20 protein-coding genes are annotated in these 20542 nt (G+C 72.2%); 4 read left to right on the top strand and 16 right to left on the bottom strand.

What is annotated here, in order from left to right; translation table 11 throughout:
- Positions 1-2 precede the first annotated feature (2 nt).
- On the bottom strand, positions 3-806 hold the full coding sequence (locus ACERM0_RS04210; protein ID WP_373677264.1) for a class I SAM-dependent methyltransferase: 804 nt from the start codon (positions 804-806) through the stop codon (positions 3-5).
- 127 nt (positions 807-933) lie between these two features.
- Between ACERM0_RS04210 and ACERM0_RS04205 the strand changes: the two genes are divergently transcribed.
- The 3 genes from ACERM0_RS04205 (at position 934) to ACERM0_RS04195 (ending at position 3980) form a co-directional block, all read left to right on the top strand.
- Positions 934-1968 (top strand): phosphotransferase family protein, encoded by a 1035-nt coding sequence (locus tag ACERM0_RS04205; protein ID WP_373677263.1) that lies wholly within the window; start codon positions 934-936, stop codon positions 1966-1968.
- A complete protein-coding gene (locus ACERM0_RS04200; RefSeq protein WP_373677262.1) occupies positions 1965-2606 on the top strand; it encodes an HAD-IA family hydrolase in 642 nt (213 codons plus the stop codon). The genes ACERM0_RS04205 and ACERM0_RS04200 overlap by 4 nt, the downstream gene beginning before the upstream one ends.
- A gap of 204 nt (positions 2607-2810) precedes the next feature.
- Positions 2811-3980 carry an NYN domain-containing protein gene (locus tag ACERM0_RS04195; RefSeq protein WP_373677261.1) on the top strand — a complete coding sequence of 390 codons (1170 nt, stop codon included), beginning with the start codon at positions 2811-2813 and terminating at the stop codon, positions 3978-3980.
- Positions 3981-4108: 128 nt separating this feature from the next.
- Here ACERM0_RS04195 and ACERM0_RS04190 read toward each other — a convergent pair whose 3' ends face one another.
- On the bottom strand, positions 4109-4402 hold the full coding sequence (locus ACERM0_RS04190; protein ID WP_373677260.1) for a hypothetical protein: 294 nt from the start codon (positions 4400-4402) through the stop codon (positions 4109-4111).
- 288 nt (positions 4403-4690) lie between these two features.
- Between ACERM0_RS04190 and ACERM0_RS04185 the strand changes: the two genes are divergently transcribed.
- The gene (locus ACERM0_RS04185) at positions 4691-5980 is read left to right on the top strand and encodes a polysaccharide deacetylase family protein (RefSeq protein ID WP_373677259.1); all 1290 of its coding nucleotides are present in this window, start codon (positions 4691-4693) and stop codon (positions 5978-5980) included.
- 12 nt (positions 5981-5992) lie between these two features.
- On the opposite strand, the gene ACERM0_RS04180 is transcribed toward ACERM0_RS04185, so the two are convergent.
- The 14 genes from ACERM0_RS04180 to ACERM0_RS04115 form a co-directional block, all read right to left on the bottom strand.
- The gene (locus ACERM0_RS04180) at positions 5993-6823 is read right to left on the bottom strand and encodes a hypothetical protein (RefSeq protein WP_373677258.1); all 831 of its coding nucleotides are present in this window, start codon (positions 6821-6823) and stop codon (positions 5993-5995) included.
- Between the two features lie 155 nt (positions 6824-6978).
- On the bottom strand, positions 6979-7692 hold the full coding sequence (locus tag ACERM0_RS04175; RefSeq protein WP_373677257.1) for a gamma-glutamyl-gamma-aminobutyrate hydrolase family protein: 714 nt from the start codon (positions 7690-7692) through the stop codon (positions 6979-6981).
- A gap of 81 nt (positions 7693-7773) precedes the next feature.
- A complete protein-coding gene (locus ACERM0_RS04170) occupies positions 7774-8355 on the bottom strand; it encodes a ClpP family protease (RefSeq protein WP_373677256.1) in 582 nt (193 codons plus the stop codon).
- A gap of 136 nt (positions 8356-8491) precedes the next feature.
- A complete protein-coding gene (locus ACERM0_RS04165) occupies positions 8492-9853 on the bottom strand; it encodes a cytochrome P450 (RefSeq protein ID WP_373677254.1) in 1362 nt (453 codons plus the stop codon).
- Positions 9854-9973: 120 nt separating this feature from the next.
- Positions 9974-10894, bottom strand: coding sequence for an ABC transporter ATP-binding protein (locus tag ACERM0_RS04160; protein WP_373677253.1), 921 nt, complete (start codon positions 10892-10894; stop codon positions 9974-9976).
- Positions 10895-10936: 42 nt separating this feature from the next.
- Entirely contained in the window at positions 10937-11773 is an 837-nt protein-coding gene (locus ACERM0_RS04155) for a universal stress protein (RefSeq protein ID WP_373677252.1), read from the bottom strand.
- Positions 11770-12387, bottom strand: a complete 618-nt coding sequence (locus ACERM0_RS04150; protein ID WP_373677251.1) for a hypothetical protein — start codon at positions 12385-12387, stop codon at positions 11770-11772. Before ACERM0_RS04150 ends, ACERM0_RS04155 begins: the two co-directional genes overlap by 4 nt.
- Entirely contained in the window at positions 12377-13852 is a 1476-nt protein-coding gene (locus tag ACERM0_RS04145; RefSeq protein ID WP_373677250.1) for an MlaD family protein, read from the bottom strand. Before ACERM0_RS04145 ends, ACERM0_RS04150 begins: the two co-directional genes overlap by 11 nt.
- Positions 13849-14934 carry an MCE family protein gene (locus tag ACERM0_RS04140; protein ID WP_373677249.1) on the bottom strand — a complete coding sequence of 362 codons (1086 nt, stop codon included), beginning with the start codon at positions 14932-14934 and terminating at the stop codon, positions 13849-13851. Before ACERM0_RS04140 ends, ACERM0_RS04145 begins: the two co-directional genes overlap by 4 nt.
- Entirely contained in the window at positions 14931-16274 is a 1344-nt protein-coding gene (locus ACERM0_RS04135; RefSeq protein ID WP_373677248.1) for an MCE family protein, read from the bottom strand. The genes ACERM0_RS04140 and ACERM0_RS04135 overlap by 4 nt, the downstream gene beginning before the upstream one ends.
- The gene (locus tag ACERM0_RS04130) at positions 16271-17512 is read right to left on the bottom strand and encodes an MCE family protein (RefSeq protein WP_373677247.1); all 1242 of its coding nucleotides are present in this window, start codon (positions 17510-17512) and stop codon (positions 16271-16273) included. The genes ACERM0_RS04135 and ACERM0_RS04130 overlap by 4 nt, the downstream gene beginning before the upstream one ends.
- Complete coding sequence (locus ACERM0_RS04125; protein WP_373677246.1) at positions 17512-18564, bottom strand: MCE family protein; 1053 nt, start codon at positions 18562-18564, stop codon at positions 17512-17514. The genes ACERM0_RS04130 and ACERM0_RS04125 overlap by 1 nt, the downstream gene beginning before the upstream one ends.
- Entirely contained in the window at positions 18561-19652 is a 1092-nt protein-coding gene (locus tag ACERM0_RS04120; protein WP_373677245.1) for an MlaD family protein, read from the bottom strand. The genes ACERM0_RS04125 and ACERM0_RS04120 overlap by 4 nt, the downstream gene beginning before the upstream one ends.
- Positions 19649-20542 (bottom strand): ABC transporter permease, encoded by an 894-nt coding sequence (locus ACERM0_RS04115; protein WP_373677244.1) that lies wholly within the window; start codon positions 20540-20542, stop codon positions 19649-19651. The genes ACERM0_RS04120 and ACERM0_RS04115 overlap by 4 nt, the downstream gene beginning before the upstream one ends.

The raw sequence follows: 20542 nt of genomic DNA, 5'->3' as shown, positions 1-20542 counted from the left end.
GGTCAGGTGGGCCCGGCGCCGTCCACCGGGCGACGGGCCCGCACCGCGATGGTCGCGGGCACACGGTCGAGCTTGGCGTAGCCGTCCTCGTCGAGCCAGCCGCGTTCGATCCAGCGACGGTCGTCGGCGGGCGCCGGTTCGAGCAGCCGCTCGACGTCGAAGCCCGCCCGCCGGCAGGCCGTGAACCAGTCGCTCGCGGAGCGGAACCAGGACCGGAAGGCGACGTCCTCCTCCGCGAGCCCGTCCCAGACCCAGTCGCTGGCCACCTCGAACCAGGACCGGCGGAATCCATAGGGCGGGGCGTCGTCCGTGACGGCGTCGGCCGGATGCATGACGCTGAAGACCAGGTGTCCGCCGGGCCGCAGCACCCGCCAGGCCTCGGCCATCCCGCCGTCGACGTCCTCGAGGTAGTTCAGCGCCTGCACCGACACGACCAGGTCGGCGGCACCGTCGGGCACCTCGTGCAGTGCCTCGGCGTCGGCGCGGACCAACGTCGCCTCCACACCGGCCTCGTCGAGTCGACGCCGGGCATGGGCCAACTGCCGGGCCGACGGGTCCACGCCGACCAGTCGGCCCGCGCCCATGCGGGCGAGCGCGAGCAGGTCCTGTCCGCCGCCGCAGCCCACGACGACGGTGGTCGCGCCCGTCACCAGGTCCGTCACCAGCCGCAGGTCCTCCTCCGGGGGGCAACGCAGGCCCCAGGTCAGGGCGTCGTCGGGCCAGCCGACCTCGCGCTGGTAGGCGTCGGCGAGGACGTCCCAACCACGCGCATTCGCGTCCGGCGCTCCGGCGGACGAGCTGGCCACGGCCTGACTCCGGTCGGCGAGGGCACGGCGGCGACGCTAGCCGGGCTGCGTCGACCGGTCCGGCTTGGTCGGCCTTCGCGCGATCTGCGAGGCTGCCGGCCCGGTTGTCGGCATGGAGGAACGCGACGTGGGGCAGGTCGACGGCATCGAGGTCGGACCGGTCACCGACTGGCTGGCCGCTCGTACCGACGTCCAGCCGCCGTTGACGTTCGAGGTGATCCAGGGCGGGCGTTCGAACCTCACCTACACCGTCACCGACGCCGCCGGCCGGCGTCTGATCCTGCGTCGTCCACCCCTGCACGGCGTCCTGCAGTCCGCCCACGACATGGGCCGTGAGCACCGCATCATCCGGGCGCTCGCGGACGCGGACGTCCCCGTGCCACCCACCGTCGGCCACGAGCACGACACGGAGGTGACGGGCGCGCCGTTCTACGTGATGCGGTTCGTCGACGGGGTGGTGGTGCGCGACGCCGCGGCGGCCCGTGACCACCTCGAGGCCGACACCCGCGCCGCCGCCTCCGCCGACCTGGTGGACGTGCTCGTGCGACTCCACGAGGTCGACGTCGACGCGGTCGGCCTGGGCGACCTCGCCCGCAAGGAGGACTACCTCGCCCGCCAGTTGAAGCGCTGGCACGGCCAGTTGCGGCAGGGAGCCACCCGCGAACTGCCGGTCCTCGACGACGTCCACGCCCGGCTCGTGGCCGACATCCCGGCGCAGGGCCCGGCCACGATCGTCCACGGCGACTACCGGCTGGACAACCTCATCCTCGACGCCGGCACCGGCGCGGTGCAGGCCGTCCTGGACTGGGAACTGACGACGCTGGGGGACCCGCTCGCTGACCTCGGCCTGCTGCTCGTCTACTGGGCCGAGCCCGGCGACGAGGTGCTGCCGCTGCTGGACTCGCCGACGACCGTGGACGGCTTCTGGACGCGCGAGCAGGTGGCGGCCCGCTACGCGGAGGCGTCCGGGCGCGACGTCTCGCAGCTCGACTACTACCTCGCGTTCGGGTACTGGAAGCTCGCGTGCATCCTCGAGGGCGTCTACAGCCGGTTCGCGGCCGGGGCCTACGGCCAGACCGACGACAGCTTCCGCGCGTTCGGTGACATGGTGCTGGCGCTGGGCGAGCGGGCGTCCGAAGCGGCCGGACGGGCCGGCCGGTGAGCGACGGCCAGCTCGGACTGCTGCTGGACTACGGCGGCGTGCTCACGCCGCCGGTCGAGCGGTCCTTCGCCGTCTTCGAGGCCGAGCACGGCATCCCGCCCGGGCGCACGTTCGAGCTGCTGGTGGCGGCGTCGCGCGACCCCGGTGGCGGTCTCATCGGCGCGATCGAGCGCGGCGAGCTGACCGTCGACGACTTCGACGGACACCTGCGCCAGCTGCTCTACGACGCCGGCCACGACCCGGTCGACGGTGCGCTGGTGGCGCGGATGTTCGCCGGGTTGCAGCCGGCCGGCGCGCTGTGGGACGTCGCGCGTCGGGCCCGCGCGGCGGGCGTGCGGGTCGGGCTGCTGTCGAACTCCTGGGGCACCGAGATGTATCCCCGTGACCTGCTCGACGCGCACTTCGAGGTGCAGGTCATCTCGGGCGAGGTGGGGCTGCGCAAGCCGGAGCCGGCCATCTACGAGCTCGCGCTGGCGCGCATGGGGCTGGCGGCGTCCAGCATCGCGTTCGTCGACGATCTCGGCGGCAATCTGCGGGTCGCCGACCGGTTCGGGATGCGCACCGTGCTGCACGTCGACGACGACACGACCATCGCGGCCCTGGAGGACCACCTCGGCATGCCGCTGCGCGGCGACTGACACGACCGCCGGGTCGCACGGGCCGGCACCCGGTCGCGTGTGGCGGCAACGGTCGCGCCTGCCTGCCCCCCGGTGGCCGTCGGCCGCGACCGGCGCGCGCTGCCGCGACCGGGCGCGGACGGCTGCGCGGCCGTCGACGGCGGGGAGCGGTTGGACGCGCGTGCGAGCGCGGAGGCCGGTCCGGGGCCAGCTAGGGTGCGGGCCATGACGATCAACGAACCCCCAGAAGAACGCCTCGCGCTGTTCATCGACCACGAGAACGTGGCGATCGGTGCCCGCGACATCGGCTTCCGCTTCGACCCCGCGCCCCTGATGGAGGCGCTCGCCGAACGCGGCAAGCTCCTGGTCCGCAAGGCATACGCGGACTGGAACCTGTTCAGCGAGGATCGCCGCGGGATGGTCGACAGCAACGTCGAGCTGATCGAGATCCCGCAGCGCTCCGACTCGGTGCGCAAGAACGCCGCCGACATCCAGATGGCGGTCGACGCGATGGAGTTGGCCTTCACGCGCGACTTCGTCTCCACGTTCGTGATCGTGTCCGGCGACTCGGACTTCACACCGCTGGTCGGCAAGCTGCGCGAGCTCAACAAGCGCGTGATCGGCGTCGGTCTGAAGGGCTCCACCTCGGCGATGCTGCCGCCCGCGTGCGACGAGTTCCTGTTCTACGACCGGCTCGAGGGCGCACCGCGGCGGACCAGCAACAACCAGCCCGCCGGCCGGGCCAAGAAGAAGAGTGCCGCCCCCGCGAAGAAGGCTGCTGCCAAGGCCACCACCGTCGACAAGCGCGGAGCCACGCCAGCCGAGGAGCCCCCGTCCGTCGAGGAGGCACGGCCACCCGCGCATGCGGAGACCTCGACGCAGAAGCAGGACCTGCGCAAACTCGAGCGGCTCATCACCCGGACGCTGTCGGGCGTGCAGTCGTCGTCGGCCGGCGCCGTGCAGGCCTCCAACCTCAAACGGGCACTGCTTCGCAAGGACCCGACCTTCAACGAACAGGACTACGGCTTCCGCGGCTTCCGGGAGCTGCTGCGCCACCTCGAGGAGCAGAAGGTGATCGTGCTCAGCGAGGGCAGCGCCAAGGGCGACCCCGAGGTCGACTTCCCGTCGGCACCCCGCGACGAGGACGCCGCGTTCCAACTGTTGCGCGACACGGTCAAGGAGCTGATGGACGAGCTCGGCGGGGATCCGCCGCTGTCCGGTCTCAAGGACCAACTGCGCAAGCGTCAACCCGACTTCTCGGAGAAGGACCTCGGCTACTCCGGTTTCCTGCAGTTCTGCAAGGCGGCGGTCAACAAGGACGTCGTCGAGATGGACTGGGAAGAGGCCGACCAGGAGTACTACCTCTACGTCGAGGACGACGCGAAGGGGTCCTGACCTGCGTGCTTGGTAGGCGGTCGCGCCCGCGACGCGACGCCTGCGAACACGAACCGCCCCCGGCTGGGGAGCCGGGGGCGGTTCGTTCACGACCTAGCCGGTTCCGTGACCGGAGCCGGCCGCCTCCCTCAGTGACCTCCGCCCGTGTAGGGGTTCAGCCGGGCGTTGCAGGCCTGCCCCGGGTGAGCGCCGATGCCGGCGAGGAACTCCCGGTCAGCCTTGGGGATCTGGCCCCAGTTCTGCGTGCGGTCGAAACCGTCGTCATCGTCGTCGTCGAGGCCGGAGTAGGCACAGATGGAGCGTGCCTTGACCTCCAGGACCTTGCCGTTGCCGGTGATCTCACCGGCGGACGCCGCGCTGGCGGTCATGCCCACCATCGCCCCCGCGCACAGCACGAGGCCCAGCTTCCTCTTCCTGCCCACTCACGCTCCGAACGTGATTCGGTTCCAGGCGCCGATCGCCCGGCGCGCGACTCTAAGCAGCGACGTGGCACGAAAGTGTCGCGGCGGCGACGAACTTGCGGGCGTCGGTGACCTCGCGGGACAGATGTCCCGGCTCGCGTACCACGTCGGCCGCTCGCGTACCCGAGGCGACTAGTCGACGGCCACCCGTCGCCCGGCCGAGCGGCCGGGCGGCGACCGTGCTGGTCAGGACGGGGCGGGCAAAAGCCTCGCCCGTACGGTGGTGAACACGCCCGACCTCGGACTCACGTGCTGGCACGCCGCACCACGACCGTCCTGTCCATGGTCGTGCTCGGACTCGCGGCACCGGCGGCGGCAGCCACGGACGCGACGACGGCTGTGCCGGCCGTTGCCTCGCGGGCCGAGGCGGCGATGATCGAGAGTGAGGCAGGGTCGATCGATGCCGAGGCCGCGTCGGGGACGACGCGTCAAAGCCCGTGCCCGGCCGGCTACGTGAGCCTCACCTTCGACGACGGCCCCGACGTCCACACCGACGAGATACTCGACGTCCTGGCGGCACACGCGGTGCCGGCCGTGTTCTTCGTCGAGGGCGCCAAGGTGCAGGAGCGGCCGCAGCTCGTGCGCCGTGCCGCCGACGCGGGCCACCAGGTGGCCAACCACACCTTTCACCACGAACGCCTGACGAGCCTGAACGACGACGAGATCCGCTGGACGGTCACGGCCACCGACGACGCCATACGCGACGCCGGGGTGGTGCCGCTGCCGCTGTTGCGGCCGACGTTCGGGGACAGCGACGCGCGGGTGCAGGCCGCCGTCGAATCCGTCGGCTACCGGACGATCCTGTGGGACCTGGACTCACGGGACTGGGAGTCCACCGCCACCGAGATCGAACGACGGGTGCTGTCCGACCTGCAAGGCGGGGACGTGGTGCTGTTCCACGACGGCTCCAGCAACACCCCGGAGACGATCGCCGCCCTGCCGGGCATCATCGAGGAGGCCCGCGCGCAAGGGTTCTGCTTCGGACTCACCGACCGCGACGGGCTGACACGGCCCGGGGGGTTCCAGGACGTCGAGGGCCGCGAGCACCTCCACGCCATCGCCAACCTGCGCGCCGCCGGCATCACCGACGGGTGCAACCCTGTCGGCGACCGGTTCTGTGCCGCCGACGACGTCCGCCGTGACCAGATGGCGTCGTTCCTGGCACGCGCACTGGGGCTGGACGCGGCCGGGTCACCGCCGTTCCCGGACCTCGACGCCGGTGACGAGCACGCCGACGGCGTCGCTGCCGTCGCGTCCGACGGCATCGCCGAGGGCTACGAGGACGGCACGTACCGTCCGGCCGCCTCGATCACCCGGGCGCAGATGGCCGCCTTCCTGGCGCGGGCCTACGGGTTGGAGGCGTCGGGCGGCGCGCCGTTCGGTGACGTCCCCGCCGACCACGCCCACGCCGAGGCGATCGCCGCCGTGGCCGAAGCCGGCATCGCCGAGGGGTACCCGAACGGCGACTACCGCCCCCACGCGCCGGTCATCCGTGGGCACATGGCCGCGTTCCTGGATCGTGCGGGTGCCACCGGTTGACGACGTCGGCCGTCAGGACGGGGACCCGACCGACTGGGCCGCGGCGGGCGCGCGATCGTCACGGCCCCTCACCCACCAGGTCGCGGCCAGTGCGAGCAGCAGGACCTGCCCCGCGATCGAGACCCAACCGGCCGGCGTGAAGAAGGCATCCGGCCGCCGCGCGGCGTCGATCGCCGCACCGAGGTCGCCGAGGAGCCACGGCACCACCGCCGTGACGACGACGACGGCACCGACACGTCGGGTCGCCGAAGCGGCGTACAGCAGCACGGTCGCGGTGGCGACGGCCGCCAGGACGAACACCCAACGCGACCAGACGTCGGCGGTCGTGAACACGAGTGGCTGGCTCCACGCGGTCGGGTCGTAGGTCTCCAGCGGGACCTGCGTGGACACCACCGGCCAGACGACGCCGCTCAGCGCCATCCCGATGACGAACAGGGCACCGGGATGGGACGGGCGGCGTGACGGCCAGGCCTTCATCTCGGAGGCGGCGAGCGCCGCCGCCACCGCGAGCAGCGCGAACGCGCTGACGAACAGCAGCACACTGCCGACAAGCGGCGAGGCCCGTGGCCCGCGCAACAACAGCAGCGTCGACGCCAGCAGCGGCAGCGACAGAACGGTCGAGGCGACCAGCACCGCCGCGCCGGAACGCACGTGGCCCCGCCACAGCAGGGATGCCCCAACCACGACGACGAGCACCGAGGCCAGCGGCGCCAGGGTGACCAGCGGAACGCGACCGAACGGATGGCCCAGCGCGACCGCCGTGGACCAGCCGAGCGTCGCCTGCGCCAGCAGCAGTGCCGCCGAGAAGAGGGCCGCCACCGACGCGATCCGTCGTCGTTCCACGGTATGTCCCCGCTCGCTCCTGAACGACACGGTAGCGGTCCCCAGGGCCGTCCCTGCCGGAGCCAGGGCGCGACCACCAGTCCCGACGACGTCTTCGTGGCGGTCTGGGAGGGCTGGGGCGACACCCCACCGTCACGCTTCCCCGGCGCCGCGACTCAGTCGCCCGAGGCGTGGAAGAAGCGGCCGACCCAGCGGGCGACCGCGCCGTGGTCGGTGGGGGTGTCGAGCGTCGCCCGGGCCGCCTCGACGACCGGGGCGCCGATGCGTTCGACCCGTTCGGCCATCAGCGCGTCGGCGTAGTCGGCGACGAACTCCGGGTGGCCCTGGAAGCCGACGACCCGGCCGCGCTGGTAGGCGGCGACGGGCGCGTGCCGGCTGGTCGCGAGCAGCGAGGCACCCTCGGGCAGCCGGACGACCTGGTCCTGGTGGCTGACCAGGAGCCGGTAGCTCGGCAGCGACGGGTCCATCCAGTCGGTCGCGGACACGACCGTGGCCTCGTGCACCCCGACGCCCCAGCCGTGATCGGCGCGCCGGACCTCGCCACCCAACGCGTGGGCGAGGAGCTGGTGCCCGAAACAGATCCCGACCATCGGGGCGTCCTGGGCGTCGGCGTCACGGACGAAGTCGACGAGCTCGTCGATCCACGGGATGCCCTGGTCGTGCACGCCGTAGCGGCTGCCCGGCAGGATCCAACCGTCCGCGGTGCTCGGGTCGGGGACCGGTTCGCCGGCGACCACGTCGTGACGGACGACTTCGAGATCCGGAGCGTGCTCGGCGAGCAGCCGGACCAGCATGTCGGCGTAGTCACCGGCGACGTTGTGCAGGTGGCCGGCGACGTGGTCGGATTCGAGCAGGCCGATGCGCATCATGTTCCAGGGTTCGGCGGCGGGGAGGGCACCGGACGGCGACGCCCCGCCGCCAGGGGCGGCGGGGCGTGGCGCCGGATCTGGTCAGCTGCCGCGACCGGGCTGGAGCACCTCGTCGATGAGGCCGTAGTCGACGGCCTCGGCGCCCGTCATCCAGAAGTCGCGGTCGGTGTCCTGGCGGATCTTGTCGACCGACTGTCCGGTCTTGCCGGCCATGATGTCGTTGATGCGCTCGCGCATCCAGACGATGTTCTTCGCCTGGATCTCGATGTCCTTGGCGGTACCGCGGGCGCCGCCCAGGGGCTGGTGGATCATGATCCGGGCGTTCTCGGTGGCCGAGCGCGTCCCGGTGCCGGTGCACAGCAGGAACGCGGCAGCCGAGGCGGCCAGACCGACACAGCGGGTGTTCACCTTGCTCTGCAGCAGCTGGATCGTGTCGTAGAGCGCGAACATCCCGGTGATGATGCCGCCAGGGGAGTTGATGTAGAGCGTGATGTCCTTGTTGCTGTCGGCGTCCAGCGCCAGCAGCTGGGCGACGAGCTGGTCGCCGTTCTTGTCCTCCAGCGGGCCCTTGAGGAAGAGCATGCGCTGCTCGAAGAGCTTGTCGTAGACGCGCCGGGGGGCGCCGAGCAGCTGCTCGAGCTCGAAACCTTCGTCTTCGGCCACGATGGGTCTCCCGGTCGGGGATTGCCGGTAGGCGGGCGGCCGATGGTAGCGACGGCCGTGGCGGGGCCTCGCAGGTTGAGTCGTCCGCCCGCAGGGGAGCGGCGCCGGGCCGTCGGCCGGTGCCCGCGGTCTTGCGTCAGGTCAGCGGCCGCACCGCGAAGGTGACATGGAACGGGTCGTAGATCGACGGCATGGACGCCGTCGGGTCGAGGTGGCGCGAGGCCGGCAGGCGGTACTCGTGACGCTGGACGAGCGACCCGAGCATCGCGCTGGTCAGCAGCAACACCAGGTTGCGGCCGGGACAGACCACGGGCCCGGCGCTGAACGGCACGAACGGCCAGGCGTCGGGGTCGTGGTCGCCGGTCCACAGGGACGGCTCGAAGCGGTCGGCGAATTCCAGCCGCTCGTCGTCGCGGTGGAAGAACGGGGCGAAGATCACGATGCCCGTGCCGACCGGCAGCACGCCCGACTCCCACACCGTGTCCTGCGTCGTGTCGCGCAGGATGCCCGGGGTCGTCGGCCACAGCCGCAATGACTCCAGCACGCAGGCACGCAGGTACTCGAGCTCGTGCGGCTGCGCGAGATCGACGCCGGCTACTTCGTCGCGGGCGCGGGCGGCCGCCTCGGGGTGCCCCTCGAGGAGTGCCAGGGCGCGCCAGGTCGCGATCCCGGCCGGGTCGAAGGCGAACAGCCACTGCGGGATCTGCATGTGCGGCACGGTGATCGCCGAGGAGGGAGTCTCGTGCATCAGATGGGCGAGACTGCCCGGCTCGGCGCGAGCGAGGTGCTGCAGCAGGCGGACCTCGAAGCGCTCGAACTTGCGCCGGTTCTTGGGCTTCAGATAGCCCCAGTTCGCATCCGCCCGCAACGATCCGAGCAGCTCCGTCGTCTCGGGTTCGTCCGCGGCGTGGTCACCGAACACCACGCGACGCACCATCCGGTACCAGCGCTGGATGAAGTCGTCCCACGTGATGCGCCCGGTCGCCTCGCCGATGGCGAGCACGGCATCGGCCTCCTCGCGCACCTTCGTGAGCAGGTCCCCCGCGAGGCAGTGGATCGGCGACGGCGTGTCGAGCACCTTCTCGTTGTAGGCCCGTCGGTCGTCGCGCATCGTCCCGTGGCTGGCCAGCACGCCGTAGGGCTGGAAGTGGCCCAGCGCGTGGCGCTTCTCCAGGTTGCCCGGGCGGAACGGCTCCGGGGACTCCGCCAGGACCCGCTTGGCGTGCTCGGGATCGAGGACGAGCGCGAGGTCGCGGGGCAGTGGCAGGCGCAGCGGCCCCGGGCCGTAGCGGTGGCGCAGCCGCTGCAGCTCCCGGACGGCGCGCCGGTCGAGGTCCAGCTTCTCCGCCCCGGCGACGATCGGCGGGCGGCGCACGATCAGGCCCCGCGCGAGCAGGGGCAGCAGCACGAGGTTGACGGCGCGGGCGGTGTCTGCCGCCGAGGCCTGGGGGACGAGGCCGAGGTCGATGGTCTCCGGCACGGATTCGGTCGAGGTCACGTCGAGTCCTGCGGCAGGGGGCACGGTGCTGCAGGGTGACCACGTTCACGCGCGCGGCGCGACGTCCGAACGCCGACCACCGGACACCGTTTCGGACCGGACCGATGTTTGCCGGGCCGGTCAGAGCAGTTCTGGTCGGTCGCGCTCCTCCGACATCCCGATCGGTCCTTCGGTGATGCCATGCAGGAACTGCTGGCAGGGCGCGTACCAGCTGTTGAACATGTCGTCGACCTTGCCGAAGGCGACGAGGTTGCGTCGGAACAGCATCCCGACGTAGTCCGCGACCTGCTGCGCCGAGGGGATGTGGTGCGTGACGATGACGATGGTCGAGCCGAGTTCACGGACGATGTCGCGGGCCAGGTCGTTGAGGTAGGCGGTGCGCACCGGGTCCAGGCCCGAGTCGGGCTCGTCGAACAGCAGGATCTCCGGCTCCATGACCAGGGCACGTGCCAGGCCGGCCCGCTTGCGCATGCCGCCCGAGATCTCGTCGGGCATCAGGTCGGCGGCGCCCTCGAGTCCGACCAGTTCGAGCTTCTCGAAGACGATCTGCTTGATCTCGCGTTCGGACTTGGCGGTGTGCTCGCGCAGCGGGAAGGCCACGTTGTCGTAGATCGTCATCGACCCGAACAGCGCGCCGTCCTGGAACAGCACCCCGAACTTCTTGCGGACCTCCAGCAGCCGTCGGCGCCGCAGCGTCGGGATGTCGTCCTCGCCGACCCAGATCTCGCCCCGGTCGGGCGTGAGCAGCCCGATCAGGTTGCGCAGGAACACGGACTTGCCGGTTCCCGACGGGCCGAGCACCGTCGTGATCTTCCCGCGCGGGAAGTCGATCGAGATGTCCTCGAGCACGGTCTTGCGCCCGAACGACTTCGTCAGGCCGCGCACGCTGATGACGGGGTCGTCGATCACGGTGTTGCCGGGGAAGACCGGGTCGACCGACTTGTCGTAGTCGGCGGGCGGTTCGTGCAGGCGCGAGCCGCCGAAGCCGATCCCGGCCCCGACGGGCGCGAAGTTCTCCACGTAGTTCACGACGTCGGACATGGCCATCCCTTCGATCCGGTCGCAGGTGGCGAGCGGCGCTGCCTAGGCGCGGCGGCGGGTCGTGTTGACGAGCAGGAGGTCGGTGGGGACCTCGTGGGTGATGCGGTTGGCGACCGACCCGAGCAGCCGTGACGGGCCGGTCATGCCCTTGTTGCCCAGCACCAGCAGGTCCACCTCGGCCGCTGCGGTGGCCAGGGCCCGTGCCACCTCGCCGCCGACCACGACGTCCGCTCGAACGGACCCGTCCACGCCGAGGTCGGCGGCCACCTCGGCGAGGACGCGTTGCCCGCGTGCATCGTCGCGCGCGACGGTCAGCAGCACCGGCGTGGCCGTCAGTCCCTGGGCGAGGTCCAGCCCGCGGCGCACCGCCCGCGCGGCCGTGCGCGAACCGTCGGTGGCCAGTCCGACGGTCGTCCAGCCGGCATCGGTGTGGGGGCGGGCGGCCAGCAGCAGGTCGACCGGGCTGTGATGGGTCAGTTGGTGCGGCAGGTTGCCGACCAGTCGCTCACCGGCGTCCTCCAGCCCGCGGGTCCCGACCACCAGCAGTGCGTCGGGGTGGCGGTCGACGACCTCCAGCAGCGCCGCCAACGGCTCGCCGATCGGCTGAGCCTGACGCACCTCGCGTACGCCCAGCCGGCGGGCGGCCCCGGCGGCGTCCGAGGTCACCTCCACCGCCCAGTGCGACTCTTGGGACGCCGCGTTGCCGCCCGGGTACCGGGCCTCCTCGGAGCGTGGCGGCGGGTCGGCCAGCTCCCGGCGCCAGGCCGTCACGACGACCAGCGGCACGTCGAGGGCGGCCGCGACCCGGCCGGCCGCGGTGACCGCCCGCTGCGCCGTGGCCGAACCGTCGGTACCGACGACGACGTGTCGGTAGCTCATCCGCGTGCCTCGCCGGGGGCGGCCTGCTGCGCCGCGTCCACGAGCAGTTCGACGTCGTCCACCAGCCAGCCGGTGTCGGCCGCGCTGAGCGTCATCCGGGCGTAGCGGACGTTGGTCTCCTGGCCTTCGTCGGTCGTCAGCCGTTGCACCACCACGGCCAGTGCCTCGGCACGGTCGCCGTCGAGCGACTGGACGAACACGTCGCGGACGTCCCCGTCGCTGCGGGCGCCGAGCTCCGTCAACGCGGCCAGGTCTTCAGTGCCACCGAACAGGTCGTCGACGTCCTGCGCGAACGTCTCGGTCCCACCGGCACGCAGCGACTCGCGGGTGTCGGCCATGCCGTCGCCGGCGTCCCAGTTGGTCAGGGCGACCGCGAAGTCGCCGGCCGCGGCCGTGACGGCCGCCCGCTGTCGCTCGTGGCCGGCGAGTTCCTGCCAGCGCCACGTCGCGACGACCGCGACCGCGACGGCCAGCGCGACCAGCAGCCAGGGCAGCCAGGGCAGCCAGCTCGACCGGCGGCCACGCGCCTCGCCCGCGTCCGCCGGTGCGTCGACGTCAGCTGTGTACCCGGCCACGGACGTCGACTCGCCAGGTGTGTCCGTGTCAGTCCGCACCCTCGTCCCTCCTCCTCAGCCACCACGCGACCCCCGCCAGCGCCGGCAGGGCCAGCAGCCCCACCACGCCGGCGAGCGTGGCCGCGAGGCGGTCGCCCGGTTCGGTCGTCGGGGCCGTCGTGTCCAGCGCGACCGGCCCGTCGTCGGGGTCGCCGTCGGGCCCCTCGCCGGGGGCTCGCGATGCCGTGGCGGCGTCGGCGTCCTGGTCTTCCGAGGTCGCCGATCGGTCGCGTCCCTCGGCGGTGGCGCCGCCGTCGCCCTCGGGCCGGTTCCGTTCGTCGCCGGTGGCGTCGGCCGGCGCCACCTCGGGTGCCCAGTCGATGTCCGGCGCCGTCTCGTGCGGTGCCTGGACGCCGTCCTGGCGCACCGCGTTCACGCCCGGACCGAAGTGGTCCGACAAGCAGGCGGCGCCCGGCCGCGTCGTCGGTGTGGGGCGGAAGTCGCCGTAGAACTCGGCCTTCTGGAGCTCGTCGGCCACCAGCAGCACACGGACCCAGCCCAGCCCGGTGTCGGGGGCGAACTGACCGATGATGTCGAAGCCCTCCTGGAAGAAGAACCGGTGGGTGACCAGCGCCCGTTCGAGTTCGTCGAGTTTGGAGGCGTACGGGCTGGCTCCGGCACCCTCGTAGGTGGACGGCCCGAGCAGCATCTCGTTGAGGTCGGTGACGTCGCGCATCAGGCAGCCGAGGTTGGCGCGGTTGGCCAGCACGAAGTCGCTGGTGCGGTCCAGCGCCGGCGTGCCGGCGTCGAGGAGGGCCTCGACGTTGGGGCGCTGGGCCGCGAAGAGCTCGGTCAGGTCGGCGCCGCTGTGCAGGGCGGAGCGCAGTGCGTCGCGCTGCTCGCGGAGGACGCCCAGCACCGTCTCGGACGAGTCGATCAGCCGCTCGAACTCCGGCAACCCGTCGACCAGCGTGGACTGCAGCTCGAGGCTGTCCCGGTTGAGCATCCGCAACCGCTCGCTGCGCCCGTCCAGCGCGACCGACAGTTCGTGCACGATCACGCCCACCTCGTCGGGTTCGAGGTGGGCGAACAGGTCGACGGTCTGCTCGAGCAGGAAGGGCACCGGCGCGGGCACGATCGCCTCGACCGGCTCGATCGTGGCGCCCGGCTCGGCCGCGGCCCAGTCGTCGGTCGTGGGCCGCAGGTCGACGGCCTGTTCGCCGATGGGGGAGCGGCGCAACACCTGTGCGACGGCCGGGTCGGGGACCTGCTGGCCGCCGTCGATCTCCAGGGTGAGCACCACCCCCTCGCGCGTGACCTCGACGTCGGCGACCTGCCCCACGGCGCGGCCGAGGACGGTCACCTCCTGGTCGGGCAGGACGCCGCCGGCCTCGGGCATGGGCACGCGGACCTGGTAGCTGTCGTCGAACAGGACGCCCGTGACGAACGTGAGGAACGCGCCGACGGTGACGACGGCGGCGAACAGCACCACCCAGACCAGGTTCGCGGCGACCCGACGATTCATCGCCGGTTCTCCGCGTCGGTCTCCTCGCGGCACACCTCGAGGTCGTCGTAGCAGGCTTCGCTGCGGGGACGCTCGGACGGGTAGGGACTCGGCTGGCCGGGGTTGGGCGGGTCGCAGGCGCGGGCCGGGTCACCGGGCGTGTCGTTGACGCCGCAGACGACGAAGTCGAGCCAGACCTGGGCCATGTGGCGCTGCGAGCCCTGTTCGAGCACGACGCCGTTGGGGACGTGCAGGTTGTGGCGCGGCAGCCACGTCAGCAGGTCGGCCAGCGCACCGTCGACCGCGGTGAACTGCTCGAGCAGGATCCGCAGGCGGCGGATGGCGTCCTCGGTCTCCTCACGGTGCTGGGACATGATGCGTCCGCCGGTGACGGACAGCTCGGTCAGGTCGACCAGCGCGTCCAGGAGCCGCTCGTCCTCCTCCTCCAGCACCCGGGACGCATCCTCGAGCACCGCCAGCGCCTCGGCGTTCAGCTCGGCGTCGGGCGCCATGGTCGTGGCGAGCCGGTCCAGCGCGTCGATCATCACCAGCAGGTCGTCGCGATCCTCGTTGTAGGTGCCGACGAAGCCTTCGACGTCGGTGATGAACTGACCGAGCAGGCCGCCGCGGCCACCGAACGCCACCGCGCCGGTCTCGATGGCGGCCTGCAACTGATCGGTCGCCACCAGGGAGAGCACCCGGTCGCCGGACGACACCAGGTCCTCGAAGTCGGTGACCACCCGGGCGTCCTCGAGGTGGTCCCCGTGCGCCAGGACGCCGCCCTCCTCGAGCGGCCGCAGGTCGATGTAGCGCTCGCCGAGCAGCGAGGTGCGGTCCAGTGCCGCCTCGGTCCGTGCCGGCAGCCCGGTGTCGCGCTTGACCTGCATGGTCACGATCGCGCGGTGGTCGGCGCCGAGCTCGATCCCGGTCACCAGCCCGATCGGGACGTCACCGGCCCGGACGTGGGCGTTGGTCACCAGGTCGCCGACGTCGTCGAACGCGGCGGTCAGCTCGATCGTGTCCGGGCCACCCGGGTTGCAGCCCGCGGCCCCCAGGGCCGCGGTGACCAGCACGGCCAGCACCGATCGGGGCAGGCGCCTCATCGGCCGTCCTCCCCGCCGCGGCGTCCCAGGAGGCCGTCGAGCAGCCCGCGCCGGGCCGGCGCGTCGGCCTCGGGCTCGGGGGCGTCGTCGGGGACGACGTGTGCCGGCTCGTCCGGCGCCGGTGCGGGGGCCGGGCCCTGCTCGTCCGGTTCTGGTTCGTCGACCCGGTCCCGCAGTGCCTCGAGCACCGCGTCGCCGGCGGGCGTGTCGCTGGCCACGAAGCCGAGCAGCGCCTCCTCCAACGGGGTCGCCGTGTCGTCGGGCGGACACGGCACGAACGGCGGCGCGCACACGAGACCGCCCAGCAGCCCTTCCAGCAGCTCGAACGCGCACTGGTCCTCGGGCAACCCCGCCGCCAGACAGATGCCCTGCAGACGGAACAGGATGCTGTCGGTCAGTGCCGGCGCGAGCGCGAACAGCTGGTCCTGCAGCGGCAGCATGTTGTGTTCGCGGTCGATGATCCGCTCCGCGTGCCGGAACAGCTCGGCGCTGCCCAGGACGGCCAGCGAGACGTTGTCGAGGTTGCGCTGCGCGGTCCGGCCGACGCGCGTGAGGGTCGCGACGTCCTGCTCCAGCCGGTCGGCGTTCGTGGCCAGCAACCCGTCGACCTCGCTGGTCAGGTCCACCAGCCCCCGCAGGGCGGCGTCGAGGTTGTCGGCATCGTCGACGACCGTGCGCGCGACCGTGTCGAAGTCCTGGATGATCGCGGCGAGCTGCTGGTCGCGGGTCGCCAGCGTCTCGTTCAGGTCGGACAGGCGGCTGGCGAGCGCGATCAACTCGTCGTCGTTGTCCTTCAGCACCCCGATGGCCTCGTGGGTGCGGTCGATGGTGCGCCCGAGCTGTTCGCCCTGCCCGTCGACCACCTCCGACAGGTTGGACACCAGGCGGCCGACCTCGGTCCCGTCGAGCCCGCCGACGAACTCGCCGAGCCCTTCGAGCACCTCGTCGAACTCGTGGGGGACGCTGGTGCGCTCGACGGGGATGACGGCGCCGGACTCCAGCGTCGGTCCGTCCGTGTACGCCGGCAGCTGGACGTAGCGCTCGCCGAGCAGCGACTCCGGTACCACGATCGCGGTCGCGTCGGCGGGGAGCTCCACGCCGGCGTCCAGCCGCATGACCACGTCGACGGTGGGGCGCCCCGGCGCCACACGGATGTCCACGATCCGGCCGACGTCGACGCCCAGCACGCGGACGGGCGAGCCCGGGAACAGGTTGTACGAGCGGGACAGCTGGGCGGTCACCTCGGAGGGCGTGCCGCCACCGAGCAGGCCACACCCGCTGGCCATGACGGCCAGCACCAGCATCACGATCGGCAGCCGGCGGGTTCGTCGCGTCGTCATCCGTCCTCACCTCCGCCGGTCATGCCGCCGAGGAAACGTGACAACGACTGCGGGTTGGACAGCGGCCGCGTCACCGCGTCGGTGAGCACGTCCGGGTCCGGCACGGTGGGCGGGTCCAGCGGACCGGCCGGGCGCTCGTCGGCGTCCTCGGCCGGTGGGCCCGGCTGCGGCCCCTGGCCCGGGTTGTCGACCGGCTCGCAGCGCGGGTCGGGGCCGAGCAGGTCGGTGAAGACGGCGTCGAGCGCTCCGCTGCACTCCAGCAGCGCGCCGATGCCGACGCTGCCGAGCCCGGTCACGAACACGTTGCCCCAACCTGGGTTGTCGACCCGTGCCTCGCCGCCGGACACGCCGATCGAGGAGAACCCGTACACGCTGACGCCGAGGTAGGCGAGGGTGTGGGCGAGGTCGACCTGGTGCCGGTCGATCACCTCGAGGTCCTCGTGGAAGGAGGCCAGCACCCGGTCGAGCTGCTCGCGGTTGTCGCCAACCAGCGCCGCAGTCGCCTCGGACTGGGACGCGGTCACCTCGAGCAGCCGGGAGAGGTCCTCGCGGCGCTGCACCAACCGGTCCAGGACGCTGCCGAAGTCGTCGATGATCGCGACCAGCTCCTGGTCCTTCTCGGCCGCGGCGTCGACGAGCGTGGTGGCGCGGTCCAGCACGGTCTGCAACTCGTCGCGACGATCGCTGACGATCCGCGAGACGTCTTCGACCCCGCGCAGGAGCCGTTCGACGTCCTCGCGGTTGCCCTCCGTCACGTCGGCCAACGCCGTGGTGAGCTCCTGCATCGCCTCCACGTCCAGGCCACCCAGCAGCTCGGTGGCCCGATCGCCGACCTCCGGCAGGTCGATCGGGGTGCTGGTCCGGGCCAGCGGGATGACGTCGCCGTCCGCCAGCGTCGCGGTGGCCGTTCCCGGGGTCAGCGACAGGCCGCGCTTGCCGAGTGTGTTGGAGAGGATGACCGAGACCATCGAGTCGGCCGGCAGCTCCGGGGCGGTGGAGGAGAACCGGACCCGGACCAGCGCGCCGTCGACGTCGACGGACAGGACCTCGCCGGCCCGGTGCCCGGCGACGTAGACGAAGTCGCCCGCCTTCAGCCCCGCCGCGTCGGCGAGCTCGGCCTCGTAGACGTCGCCGCGGACGAACAGTCCGGCGGTGGCGCCCAGGGCGAACAGCGTGCCCGCGCCGATCACGCCGACGACGGCCAGCCCGACGACGGTGTGGTTGCGCTCGAGCAGCATCAGCGACCCCCGCCGAACAGCTCGGACAGGGCCGCGCCGGAGGACCGTGACGAGCGCCCGCCCGCACGCGGGTAGGCGGCCCCGCGCTCGGTGGACACGACGGTGTCGGCCACCGACGCGCCCACGGCGCGGATGTTGAACCACTGCCCGGTGCGCGACATCAGGTGGTAGCTGACCAGGCCGCGCGGCGAGGTCTCCAGCGCACGTTCCAGGCCCTCACGATCCGCCGCCAGGACGGTGGTCAGGTCCTCCAGCGCGTCGATGCCGCCCTCGATCTCGCCACGGTTGGTGTCGACCAGCCGCTGCAGCTCCTCCTGTCCGTCGGCCAGGGCCATGATGGCGCGCTCGAGTTCGTCGTTGCGTTCGGCGAGGGTGGAGGACACCTCGGCGAAGCTGTCCAGGAGCCCGCGCAGCTCCTGTTCGCGAGCGGCGTAGGCGTCGAGCACCGTGGCCGAGTTGCGCAGCAGGGAGTCGATCTCCGCATCACGGCCGGCGATCGCGGTCGTGAGCTCGGCGCCCTGCGCGATCAGCGAGCGGACCTCCTGCTCGTTGCCGACCAGCCCCTCGGACAGGCCTTGCAGCAACTCGTTCTGCAGGCGTGGGTCGAGGGCCTGCATGAACGGCGCCAGGCGCTGCAGCAGCGAGCCGAGGTCGGCCGGAGCGCGGGTCTGCTCGAGCGGGAACACGTGCCCGGCCGCCACCACCTCGCCACCGCTGCCGGGCTCGACGTACAGGAACCGCAACCCGAGCACGTTGCGCCACCGGACGGTGACGGTGCTGTCGCTGGGCAGCGACACCTGGTCACGCACGCTGAACGACACCCGGGCGCGACCGCCGGGCAGGTGCTCGATGCCGGTGACCTTGCCGACGGTCACGCCCGCGACCTTGACGTCGTCGTTGACCAGCAGGCCCTGCACGTCGCCGAAGTCGGCCGCGTAGGTCAGGCGCGACTCGAAGGAGATGTTGCCGATCATGACGACCAGCCAGGCGGTGAAGCCGAGGCACACGAGCGCGAACACGACGAACTTCGGCAGCGGGTGGCGCGCGTTCATCGCCGGTCCTCGCACTGCGCGGGCGCGTCCTCGCCGAAGACCTCCTCGAGCTCCAGGCACAGCAGCTTGACCGGGTCGAACGAGCGCTCCGGGTCGACGAAGATCCGGAAGCCGGCCCATTCGGTGCCGTCGTCCAGCAACGTGCCGCCGCTGCCGAGCGCCCGCGCGTACAGCGACATGCCCTCCACCAGCGAGCCGAGCTGGTCCTGGTTGCGCTCGAGCACGTCACCCACCGGCTGCTGCGTGACGAGGAAGTCGCTGATCGCCGCCTCCTCGGCGTCGAGGGTGCGGTCGAGGGTCCGCGCGAACCGGGAGACCGCGTCGAGGTTGGCGCGCAGGTCGGCCTGGCGTTCGGTCAGCACGCCCGTCGCCTCGGGCAGGGCGCGGTTCAGGCGGGTGAGGTCCGGTGCCGCGTCCGCGAAGGCGTCGGCGACGAGGGTCAGGTCCCGCATCCGGTCGAGCGCGTCGGGGGCGGTCCGGTCACCGAAGGCCGCCAGCCGCTGGCCGAGCTCGAGGTTGCGGGCGAAGGCCTCGCCCTCGCCGCGCTGATCGCCCAGCACGTCCACGATGGTGGCGAGCTCGCGTTCGTCGATGGCGGCCAGGAACGGCTCCATCACGTCCAGCACCTCGGACAGCTCCGTCGGCTCGCGTGCGGCCTCCAGCACGTCACCCGCGGCCAGGTACGGCGGGCGGTCGTAGGCCTCGTCCGGGAACGACAGCTCCAACTGCTTCTCGCCCAGCAGCGTCTTGGCCGTGACCACCAGCTCCAGTTGGTCGGGGCCAGGCAGGCGCGGGTGGGGGTCGAGCGTGAGGTCGGCGTAGGCGCGGCCGTCCTCGTAGCGGACCCGGTCGACCCGACCGACGTTGACGCCGCGGACCTTCACGTCGGTGCCCTCGCCCACGCCGCTGCCGGCCGTGCCGAGCAGCGCGGTGACCTGGTAGGAGTCGCGCGGCGGGGCGTAGCGCCAGTCGAGCACCAGGGTGGCCAGCGCGAGGACCAGCACCACGGTGGCGGTGCCGACGACGCGGCGCTGCAGGACCGGGTCGAGCGGCCGTGTCGGCCGCAGGCGCGCGAACCGGCCCGTCATCCGGCGATCCGGATCGTCTCGCCGCCCGCGGCCCAGAAGGCCAGCGACAGCACCATGTTCAGGATGACGACGGCCGTGATGCTGGCCCGGATCGCACGGCCGACCGCGACCCCGACGCCGGCCGGGCCACCCTTGGCGTAGAAGCCGTAGTAGGTGTGGATCAGCACCACCACGATCACGAAGACGATCGCCTTGGCCACGCTGTAGACGATGTCGATCACGGGCAGGAACAGCGCCAGCCGCGTGTCGTAGGCGCCGGGCGAGATCGTGTAGAAGCCGGTGACGATGAGGCGCGTCGCGAAGAAGGCGCTGAACAGCGCCAGGAGGTAGAGCGGGATGGTGGGGATCAGCGCCGCCCAGATGCGCGTGGAGACCAGGTAGGGGATCGGGCGTACGCCGATGACCTCGGCGGCGTCGATCTCCTCGCTGATCCGCATGGCGCCCAGCTCGGCGGTGTAGCCGGCCCCGACCTTGGCGGCCAGCGCCACGCCGGCGATCAGCGGTGTGATCTCACGCACGTTCGCGAACGAGCTGACCAGGCCGACGTAGGCCTGCGCGCCGATCTGCTCGAGGCCGGCGACGCCCTGCAGGCCGACCTGCGTGCCGGTGAAGAACGCCAGCGAGGCGATGACGAACAGCATCCCGCCACCGACGATGAACCCGCCGGCACCGACGACGACGTCCGAGATCTGCGGCAGGATGACCTTGCGCCACCACTTGAGGCTGAACGGCAGCGCGGACAGTGCTTCGCCCCAGAACCGCAGCTGGTCGGTGAACTCCTCGAAGGGCCGCAGCGGCCGGGACACCGCACGCAGGGCGCGGACGTCTGCGCGGGGGGTGAGACCGGGTTGGTGGGCACCGGGGGTGAAACCGGGGTCGGTGGCGGCCAC

Source organism: Egicoccus sp. AB-alg2, from assembly GCF_041821065.1.
GTDB lineage: Bacteria > Actinomycetota > Nitriliruptoria > Nitriliruptorales > Nitriliruptoraceae > Egicoccus.
The sequence above is the reverse complement of the archived record's forward strand: the minus strand, read 5'-3'. Positions and strand labels throughout refer to the sequence as shown.

Bases quoted from the DNA above. Each gene is read 5' to 3' on its own strand.
- ACERM0_RS04195 (WP_373677261.1), top strand. From the start codon at position 2,811: ATGACGATCAACGAACCCCCAGAAGAACGCCTCGCGCTGTTCATCGAC.
- ACERM0_RS04175 (WP_373677257.1), bottom strand. From the start codon at position 7,692: ATGATGCGCATCGGCCTGCTCGAATCCGACCACGTCGCCGGCCACCTG.
- ACERM0_RS04160 (WP_373677253.1), bottom strand. From the start codon at position 10,894: ATGTCCGACGTCGTGAACTACGTGGAGAACTTCGCGCCCGTCGGGGCC.
- ACERM0_RS04155 (WP_373677252.1), bottom strand. From the start codon at position 11,773: ATGAGCTACCGACACGTCGTCGTCGGTACCGACGGTTCGGCCACGGCG.
- ACERM0_RS04145 (WP_373677250.1), bottom strand. From the start codon at position 13,852: ATGAATCGTCGGGTCGCCGCGAACCTGGTCTGGGTGGTGCTGTTCGCC.
- ACERM0_RS04140 (WP_373677249.1), bottom strand. From the start codon at position 14,934: ATGAGGCGCCTGCCCCGATCGGTGCTGGCCGTGCTGGTCACCGCGGCC.
- ACERM0_RS04135 (WP_373677248.1), bottom strand. From the start codon at position 16,274: ATGACGACGCGACGAACCCGCCGGCTGCCGATCGTGATGCTGGTGCTG.
- ACERM0_RS04130 (WP_373677247.1), bottom strand. From the start codon at position 17,512: ATGCTGCTCGAGCGCAACCACACCGTCGTCGGGCTGGCCGTCGTCGGC.
- ACERM0_RS04125 (WP_373677246.1), bottom strand. From the start codon at position 18,564: ATGAACGCGCGCCACCCGCTGCCGAAGTTCGTCGTGTTCGCGCTCGTG.
- ACERM0_RS04120 (WP_373677245.1), bottom strand. From the start codon at position 19,652: ATGACGGGCCGGTTCGCGCGCCTGCGGCCGACACGGCCGCTCGACCCG.